This is a genomic window from Myroides injenensis M09-0166 (genome assembly GCF_000246945.1).
Classification (GTDB): domain Bacteria; phylum Bacteroidota; class Bacteroidia; order Flavobacteriales; family Flavobacteriaceae; genus Flavobacterium; species Flavobacterium injenense.
On sequence record NZ_BAEX01000112.1, the window covers coordinates 1 to 9,669 of the forward strand.

Sequence of the window (9,669 nt, forward strand, 5' to 3'; positions counted from 1 at the left end):
TATGGTTAAAGAGATTTGGTATGATTTAGATAATCCAGAGGAAAGAGAAATAGCAAAAGAAGTTTCTCCAGTTTTTCAGTTAGATAAGATTAAAAAACCATTATTTGTAGTTCAGGGTGCTAATGATCCGAGAGTGAAGATTGCGGAATCAGATCAAATTGTAGTAGCACTTCGCAATAAAGGTTTTGAAGTTCCTTATATGGTGAAATACAATGAAGGGCATGGTTTTTCAAAAGAAGAAAATAGTATTGATTTTTATAAATGTATGATGGGATTTATATCAGAGCATTTGAAGTAAATTAAGTAGGTTACAATATGTAGCCTATTTTTTTAATTTCTTATTTAGTTTATGGTGAAAATGTAATTATTATGGTTTTTATATCTATTTAATGGTGTTGATTATGGTTCTATGTGAGTATAGATGAGGTATTCCGTAAAATCAGTATTGTTTTATTTAGTACTTTCGTTTCGAATTGATTTATAGGATGCTATGAAAAAGATTATCCTTGTTTATTTGTCAATTTATTTTTCAAATTACTTAAAACTATATTACTGATAGTATTATTTTCGAGATTCAGTTAACAATAAAAGCTCTTCAATTGAAGAGCTTTTATATTTTTGAATATATATAAGTGTTTTCTTATTTAACAGGCATATATTTTTGAATAAATGCTACAACTTCAGCATTCTTCTGTACAATTGCTTCTGTATGAGATGCATTTTCTACTAGTATTAATTCTACTTTATCTGAACCAAGTGATTTTAACTTATCCACCATCCCTTTTGTTATTACTGCAGGCACATTTGTATCCGCTTCCCCTTGTATTACTAGAAGAGGTTTATCAACTTTCTTTGTTCCTGGTTGACTGATTTTTAAAAATTCAATAACAGTTGGATTTGTTTTAAATATAGTTTCATCTAATCCAGGGTAATCCATTACTTTGTGACTTTTATTTTCATTCATGAATGTAATAATATCCTTTTTAAAGGCATCTCTTAATTCACCTAAGCACTCATTGTTATTACCTTCTGCGATTGGGGCAAATTGTTTTGATCGCTCTTTGAATAAAATAGTATAATCAAAATTAGGATCTGATGCTTTAATTCCAGCTCCTGCTAAGGCTGCATAGGATAATAAAGTAGCATATGAATTAACAGAGTTTCTTTGATCTAGTGGAATTGGAGGATTAATCTTATTTTCTTGTATTTCAATATTTGCAAGCGCAGTAGGAGCTACTTCTAGAATTATAGTTCCTAAACTTGATGCAGGAGCACCAGCTACTGCTCCTTTGAAGTTAGTGTCTTCATTAGCATATTCAGCTACACCTATGGAGGCTTGACCTCCTTGAGATTGCCCTGCGACCATCCAATCTCCTTGCAGATTATCTCTATAATATTCTTTAAAAGCTTTTACAGCATACGTCGCTGAGTAGGCTTCACTTTGTAGATGCAGATAAGGGTGAATACCAGGTGTGCCTAATCCTTCATAATCTGGTGCTATTATAATATAGCCCTCTTGTAATAATGTTTTAGCCAAAACTTTAAAATTGTTACCAATCGCATTGTTACTTGGAGCACATGCATCACCAACGCCTACTGTTCCGTGTGTCCAAACTACTACGCGATAGCCATCTGCTGGTTTTGGAGTTTTTGGATAAAATACCAATGCTGTTGCATCTGCAAGTTCAGAGGTAACATTAGGCATTTTGTAAGTCATTATAGTAATTGATTCCGCTTCATCTAGCTTGTCTAATTTATATTCCTTTTCACCTATATAATACCCAGCAGATGGAGGGCAAATAGTAGGAGTGTTATTTTTATTATCATCACTGGAACATGAGATAAATACCGTAGTGCTTAGGGATGCTAGAAATAACACACCTAGAAATAACACACCTAGTAATAAATGTCTTTTTTTCATATTTGTCTTAGTTAGTTTTTGTTCAAGACCAAATATAGAAATGTATTTGAAATAAAAAATGTTAATTGTAAAAGCTGGTGCTGTTGAGGTATTGATTTTTTTAACTTACAGTCGTTCTTTTAACACCATGAATATAGTCATTGATTCACGTATTAGAAAATAAGTTTGGAAAAGCTATTATTTAAGTAGTCGAAATTGTGCATTTTGCTTAGAATATTTTATCTAGATTACATATAAAGTAGAATTATTGGTGTATATATCATTTTTAAAACAAGAAAATAAAAATATTTATTCTTTTAGATTGTTAATTTAATTTTAATAAACTGTGAATTAAATTACTGTTTGTTCGCATATAATAGAGTTATATAAGTTTTCTTTTTTTCCTTTTTATAATTTTAAGTGCGAAAAATTACTTTGATTTCTTATTGAACTTTGTAATCAATTATATTTAAATAGAGTTATTTTCTTTATAATGTGGTAAGTAGATTTAGTTTCATTGAAGTAAATTTTAACTATTTAGTAGTTTATAGTTATTAGATTAGTTGTTTTTTAAGATTATATAATATTCACCAAAGGTGCATAAAAGATAATATATAATTAATTTTATTAATAATTATGTAAAATAATGATTAAATGATTTGTGTGTGATATTTATGGTAATAAATATAAAAAAAACAGTAAATTATTTAAAAATAAAATATTTTGGTTGTTTATGTTTAATAAATGTTTGTAAATTAAATATTTTTGTTACTAAAAATTGTGTTTAGTATAATTGCTAGTTGATAAAGAAAAATGAAAGCTGAAAAATTACATGAAATCGCTACTTTAGCGAATTATATAGAGTATAAAAGAATAATAGAAGAGTTAAGGAAGCAAGCTGAAAATGGTAGAACTACAGTTACAATACCTTTTATACCTGATACTATTATGGCATTATTGAAGGAAAAGGGGTATATAGTTAAACCAATTTTTAAGTACAAGTATAAATTTCTATTTTTTAAAAAGAAGGAGAAACAATATCTAATCCAGTTTTAGTTTTAAACAAATCAATTCCTCAGTAAAAAAATATTTGTTAGTAGATAAAATGATGTGTTACTTTGATTTCTATTAAATAAATATTGTATGGTTACAAATGAAATACCAGTATTGAAAACTTCACGTTTAAGTCTCAGAAGATTATTACAAACAGATAGCAAAGCATTATATTCTTATTTTTCAAAAGATGAGGTGACAGAGTTTTATGATCTTTATACTTTTAAAGAAGAGAGAGAGGCTTTAGAATTAATTAATATTTGGAATACACGAGTAGAAAATAAGGAGGGGCTTCGTTGGGCTATTACGCTAGAAGGGTCTGATAAATTAATAGGAACTTGTGGGTTTCATAATTTTTCTATTGAAAATAATAGAGCTGAGATAGGTTATGATCTACATCCGGATTATTGGGGAAAAGGTTTAATGACTGAGGCTATATCTTGTCTTATAAAGTATGGATTTGAGATATTAAAACTACATAGGATAGAAGCTTTTATTGATCCATGTAATCATGCTTCTCGTCGTTTATTACAAAAGAATGGTCTTGAAGTAGAAGGTATTTTGAGAGATTATTTTTATGAGAAGGAAAGGTTTGTAGATGCAGAAATGTTATCCATTATAAATAAATAAAAAAATACCTCTATGTCAGTCCATAGAGGTATTTTTTATAAATGAGGTTATTTAGTAAAACCTTGGTATTTTAGTAAGGCATCTATCGTAGGGTTTTTACCTCTAAAATCGTTATATAGTTTATCTAGTGGAACTGAATTACCTTTTGAGAATACTTTATCTCTTAAGATTTGCCCATTTTCACGAGTCATTCCTCCGTTTTCTTCTAACCATGCATAAGCATCAAAGTCTAGCATTTCTGACCATTTGTAAGAATAGTATCCTGACGCATAGCCTCCTGCAAAAATATGACTAAAGTATGAAGAACGATATCTAGGTGGCACTGTAGCTAAGTCTAAACCGTATTTTTGTAAAGCTTCTTGTTCAAACTTGTCTACATCAGCAATGTTTGCATCTGCAGAAATAACATGCCATTCCATATCTAATAAAGAAGCACCTAACAATTCTGTCATACTGTATCCTTTATTAAAGTTTTGTGCTTTTTTCATTTTCTCAACTAAAGCATCAGGAATAACTTCTCCAGTTTTATAGTGTTTAGCATAATTTTTAAGAACACTAGGTTCAAAAGCAAAATGCTCGTGGAATTGAGAAGGGAATTCAACAAAGTCACGAGATACACTTGTACCAGAAAGTGTAGGATAGGTTTGGTCTGCAAAGAAACCATGTAAAGCATGTCCAAATTCATGAAACATAGTAATTACATTATCTTGAGATAATAAAGTAGGTTGTCCTGCAGCTGGTTTAGGGAAGTTACCTACATTATAGATAACAGGTAGTTGGTCAAACAATTTAGATTGTCCAACAATATTACTCATCCAAGCTCCACCTCTTTTAGAATCTCTTTGATAATAATCTGCATAAAATAAACCTACTTTACTTCCGTCTTCATTGAAAACTTCATAAACTTTTACATCTTCTTGCCATACTGGTATATCTTTTCTTTCTTTAAATGATAATCCATATAATTGTTTTGCCATAAAGAATACACCATCTTCAAGAACTGCATTCATTTCAAAATAAGGTTTTAATTCATTTTGATTAATTGCATATTTTTCTTCTCTTATTTTTTCAGCATAATAATCCCAATCAGCAGCTGTTAATGTAAAAGGATCAGCTTCCTTATTGATTAATGCTTGAATGTCTTTAGCTTCTTCCTTAGCTGCATTTACAGCATATGGACTTAAATCTTTTAAAATTTGAATAGCATTAGCTGGTGTTTGTGCCATTGTTCCTTGTAAACTCCATTCTGCAAAGTTATCAAAGCCCATTAGTTTAGCTTTTTCAGCTCTTTTCTTAACTAAAGTTAAAAGCGTTTCTCTGGTATCATTTGCATCTGATTTTTCTGCACGAATCCAAGCTTGTTCAAATAATTTTTTTCTAGCATCTTTACTTTTCATAGATACTAAATCAGGTTGCTGTGTAGTATTATTTAAAGGAATTAAATATGTACCATCTGCTTGCTTAATAGACTCCAATGCTTCTTCTGAAAACCCATCAAGTTCTTCTTTGGTAAAAGAAACCCCACCTTGTTTTGTAGCGCTTAATAATTGATCTCCAAACTTAGTGTTTAATGTTGCAATCTCTTGATTTAGTTTTTTTAATTGCTCCTTTTGAGTTTCGTTTAGGTTTGCGCCAGAACGTTCAAAACCTTGATAATAAACGTCTATTAATCTTTTTTGTTCATCATTTAGGTTTAGGGACTCCTTAGCATTATATAGTGTTTTAACACGTTGAAATAATCCATCATTTAAATTGATAGCATCACTATGAGCTGCAAATTTAGGAGATAGTTCGTTGTTAATTTCTTTCAATTCGTCATTAGTATGAGCTCCAACTAATAAATAAAATACTGAACTTACGCGATCTAATAAATCACTTGAGCGCTCCAAGGCTTCGATTGTGTTTTCAAAAGTTGGCTCGTCTGGGTTTGATACTATCTTGTCAATAGCTTCAATTTGACGGCGCATTCCTTCTAATAAAGCAGGTTTAAAATCTTTGTCTTTGATTTTATTGAAGTCTGCTGTGTGATAAGGTAAATCACTTTCTGTGAAGAAAGCATTGCTTTCATTCCAATCATTGTTTTTAGTAGAATCATTTTTGGTTTTATTGCAAGAAATTGAGAATAATGATGCTCCTGCAACAACGCCAATGACTGCTTTTTTTACTTTCATATCAATAAGAGTTACTGTTAGTTTTTTCAAATATATATAATATCTAAAGATTTTTAGAAATAGATGTCTTATTTTGCTGTATTTATTAGGAGTTAGATATGTTTTGAACGTAAATTTGAAAAACCATTTTTATTTTTAAGTAATCTTATTTACTTCTGCGGCAAGTAGATATTGCTCTATCGTAATTTACGTACCTGTGAGATGAGAAAATTTATAATTAGTTTTTTATTTATATGTATATCTGTTTCAAGCTTTGGTCAGCGCCATGTAGTAAGAAAAGATATATCTAGTCAATATAATAAGGAAGAAGTCGATAAGTTAAATAATCGATTTATTAAGGAAGAAATTCTTAATCAAAAGAATATCTCAACATTTTTAAAAACGAATAATATAAAGCCTTTCGGTATTTATAACGATGGTCGCACATATAAATTAAGACGTATTGATTCTGAAGGTTTACCTATTTATTATTCTACATTTAATGCAATTACAAGAAAAGTATTGGAGGTAGATGCTATTTCTTATGGAGAGAATTTATTGGATTTGCGCGGTAAAGATATGATTATTGGAGTATGGGATGGAGCGGTTGCTTTAGATACTCATATTGAATTTGTGGAGAAAAGCGGAAAATCAAAAGTAGTTTTAAAAGATAGAGTTCAGAGTTTAAATAGTTTGAATAATATTGAGCAAGAGGAATATGAAAGTAGTAGAAATCATGCAACGCATGTAATTGGAACTATAACAGCTATAGGAGAAAATAGTTTTTCCCAAGGAATGGCACCATTGTCAACTGTTTGGAGTTATGATTGGGATAATGATATTCAAGAATTAGTTAGGGCAGCTAGCCAGGGAATCTTGGTTACTAATCATTCTTATGGAATTTCTGCCTTAAGTGACGATTTACAACCGTTGTTACCTTCTTCTTATTTTGGCTATTATAATATTGATGCTCATAATTTTGATAAGATAGCATATCAGTTTCCTTATTTACAGTCTGTAGTGGCTGCTGGTAATGATAGAAATTATTATGATATTCTTAATAAGGAAAAAAAGGGAAATGAGCTATTATTAGGTTTCGCTAATGCTAAAAACGTGATTGTTGTAGCAGCTGCTAATATGGCTATAGATGAATATCCTAGTGTGGCGAGTTTTAGTAGTTTTGGACCTAGTAATGATTTTAGAATTAAACCTGATATTACTGCCAGAGGAGTCAATATTGTTTCTACAGGTTATGAGAACCCTTATCTAGTTAATGATAGGCCATCTAATGAAATCTACACAAGATTAAGTGGAACCTCTATGGCTAGTCCTGCCGTAGCAGGCATTCTTTCTTTATGGCAAGAATGGGTGATTGAGAATAAAAACTTTCCTTTACGTGCTGCGTCTTTAAAAGCAGTCATGATCCAATCTGCTAATTATTTAAAAGATAATATGCCTAGTCATGAAACAGGTTGGGGAATGATTAATGCAAAAAATGGAGTTCATTTATTACAAAATATTGCTGATGGTAATGCGCTTTTAGATGAGTCTACTTTATTTGATGGTTCAATTTACAAAAGAGAAATAGAAGTAGTGGATGAGGGGCAAGGATTAATGGTGACTTTAAGTTGGACTGATCCAGAGAAAGAGAATAAAGGATTGATTTCTTATAACAACCAGATTGATTATTCGTTGGTAAATGATTTAGATTTACGCGTTTATAAAAATGGTATAGAATATCTCCCTTGGTATCTTAATAAAGACTTCGATAATTTACATGCTAAAAAAGGGGATAATAATACTGATAATATTGAAAAGATTGATATTCCTGACGCTGAAATTGGTAAATATGAAATAGTTATCTCACATAAGAATTCCTTAAAATATGGCAAACAAGATTTTTCTTTATTAGCAAGTAATTTTAATTTTCAAGGTGTTAAAAGCAAATCAATAGAGCCAATTATAAAGGAGAAAAAAGTGGATTTTTGGCCCAATCCAGTAGTTGATTATTTAAATATTGAAATAGGAAAAGAAAATATCTTTTCAAATAACCATATTTATATATATGATTTAAGTAATCGATTAGTTGGGGAATACAGAGTCTTTGGTACAAATAGAACAATGATAAATTTATCACACTTACCTAGTGGAATCTATTTACTTAATCTAGAAGTTTCAGGAGAACAATTTAGGTATAAAGTGTTGAAGAGATAAAAATTAGTAATGGCAATTATATTTAACAACAAAAGGTCGGTATTTACTGATCTTTTGCTGTTTTTTAATGACATCCTTAATTTAGTAAGAGTGAATTTTAGTTTTAGTTTACGGGATCACAATAAAAAGTGACAAGTTCAAAAGTTGTGTTTATGCATAAAGTTTGGTTAATCTGTTTATGCATAAAGTTTGGTTAATCTGTATAGAAAGAAATTAATATCTCTAACTCCACTGAGTTGAACTATGAAAACTTTTATCTAAAAGGAATAAATACAGAAAAGGCTAGGAGTAAAAAGCTTAATTAAGCTAACTAAAAGAGTGTTTTTCCGGGTCTAATATACATTGCAAGTATATTTACTCTATCATAACTAAATAATGACTCCATTAATTTTCCTTGTTTTAATAGAGGTATTATGGACTCATCATGGACTCACTATGGACGCATCCTGTCTTGTCCTACTATAACTGTTGTCTCGTCCTACTATAACTGTACAGCTATAGTTAATAATCCTATCATTTACTGTACAGTTTTTCACTAGTCCTTTTATGACTGTACATGTTTTGTTTTTTGTTTATTAGTTTTATAATATTTCGCTCTCTCTTACTCTCTTAGTTAAGGTACTTATCTCATTCTACTAGAACTGTACACTTTTTTAGGATGGATTAGTCTATACAATTTAAAATCTGTAGTATGTTGTGGTATAATTCATTTCCATAAAACAGTATAAAACATATAAAGATTAATAAAAACAAGGGTAAGTGGTTTGATTTTAGTTAGTTAATGTTTTTTGATTTACTGTTGTATATAAAAGAACTCATTGTTATCTACTTATAAAGGATAGTTGGGACTAATGAATTATGGTATTCTATTTATATTATATAGAGTCGTTAATCTGCTAGGTTGAAACCGCAATTAAGTAAATAGTAAAAAAAGTTTCTAGTGTAAAAGTATCAGTAATAAACAGTTAAGAAATAATGTTGAATTTGTTGGAAAAATAAGGGATTAAAAGTTTGGAAGTAGTGAAAAAGGTGCTACTTTTGCATCCGCATTAGAGAAGTAATAACGACTCTAGAGGCAGACGATCATAAACAAGAATAGAGAAGCAGAATAGCGCTGATAATTTCGGAGAATTTTAATAAAAATAAATTTGGAGGGAATTAAAATAAGGTGTTATCTTTGCAGTCCGCTTCAGTAATAACTGAGAATTTGATAAGGCTTTAAATGATTTAAAAATATTTCAAAAAAAAGTTTTGTCGGTTCAAAAAGTTTTATTACTTTTGCACTCGCTTTGAAACACAAGTAAGGAAAACAAGAAGAATACGTTCATAGACATATTGGATTGACAGCATACAAATAAGAGAGTAAGGAAATCGCAAGATTTCGAATATAACCTTGAGTCCAAGATACAAACAAAATACGATGAAGAGTTTGATCCTGGCTCAGGATGAACGCTAGCGGCAGGCCTAACACATGCAAGTCGAGGGGTATAGATAGCTTGCTATCTAGAGACCGGCGCACGGGTGAGTAACGCGTATGCAACCTACCTTATACAGGTGAATAGCCCGGAGAAATTCGGATTAATGCACCATGGTTTAATTGTGTGGCATCACATGATTAATAAAGATTTATCGGTATAAGATGGGCATGCGTATCATTAGCTAGTTGGTGTGGTAACGGCATACCAAGGCAACGATGATTAGGGGTCCTGAGAGGGAGATCCT

The 9,669-nt window shown here is 30.5% G+C and carries 6 protein-coding genes and 1 rRNA gene; 5 read left to right on the forward strand and 2 right to left on the reverse strand.

The genetic code is table 11. From position 1 onward, the window contains the following. A partial coding sequence (locus tag RH98_RS13910; RefSeq protein ID WP_010256232.1) for an alpha/beta hydrolase family protein occupies positions 1 to 298 on the forward strand: 298 nt, incomplete at its 5' end. Between the two features lie 342 nt (positions 299 to 640). On the opposite strand, the gene RH98_RS13915 is transcribed toward RH98_RS13910, so the two are convergent. Next, positions 641 to 1,921 (reverse strand): alpha/beta hydrolase family protein, encoded by a 1,281-nt coding sequence (locus RH98_RS13915; RefSeq protein WP_010256234.1) that lies wholly within the window; start codon positions 1,919 to 1,921, stop codon positions 641 to 643. 792 nt (positions 1,922 to 2,713) lie between these two features. On the opposite strand from RH98_RS13915, the gene RH98_RS13920 reads away from it, so the two are divergent. Continuing rightward, positions 2,714 to 2,956: a hypothetical protein gene (locus RH98_RS13920; protein ID WP_010256236.1), complete on the forward strand. Its 243-nt coding sequence runs from the start codon at positions 2,714 to 2,716 to the stop codon at positions 2,954 to 2,956. 87 nt (positions 2,957 to 3,043) lie between these two features. Next, positions 3,044 to 3,583: a GNAT family N-acetyltransferase gene (locus tag RH98_RS13925; protein ID WP_010256238.1), complete on the forward strand. Its 540-nt coding sequence runs from the start codon at positions 3,044 to 3,046 to the stop codon at positions 3,581 to 3,583. Between the two features lie 47 nt (positions 3,584 to 3,630). Here RH98_RS13925 and RH98_RS13930 read toward each other — a convergent pair whose 3' ends face one another. Beyond that, positions 3,631 to 5,754, reverse strand: coding sequence for a M3 family metallopeptidase (locus RH98_RS13930; protein ID WP_010256240.1), 2,124 nt, complete (start codon positions 5,752 to 5,754; stop codon positions 3,631 to 3,633). Between the two features lie 201 nt (positions 5,755 to 5,955). Between RH98_RS13930 and RH98_RS13935 the strand changes: the two genes are divergently transcribed. Both RH98_RS13935 and RH98_RS15890 read left to right on the forward strand, forming a co-directional pair. Then, on the forward strand, positions 5,956 to 7,947 hold the full coding sequence (locus tag RH98_RS13935; RefSeq protein ID WP_010256242.1) for a S8 family serine peptidase: 1,992 nt from the start codon (positions 5,956 to 5,958) through the stop codon (positions 7,945 to 7,947). A 1,417-nt stretch (positions 7,948 to 9,364) separates the two neighbouring features. Further along, a 16S ribosomal RNA gene (locus RH98_RS15890) occupies positions 9,365 to 9,669 on the forward strand; the annotation flags it as partial.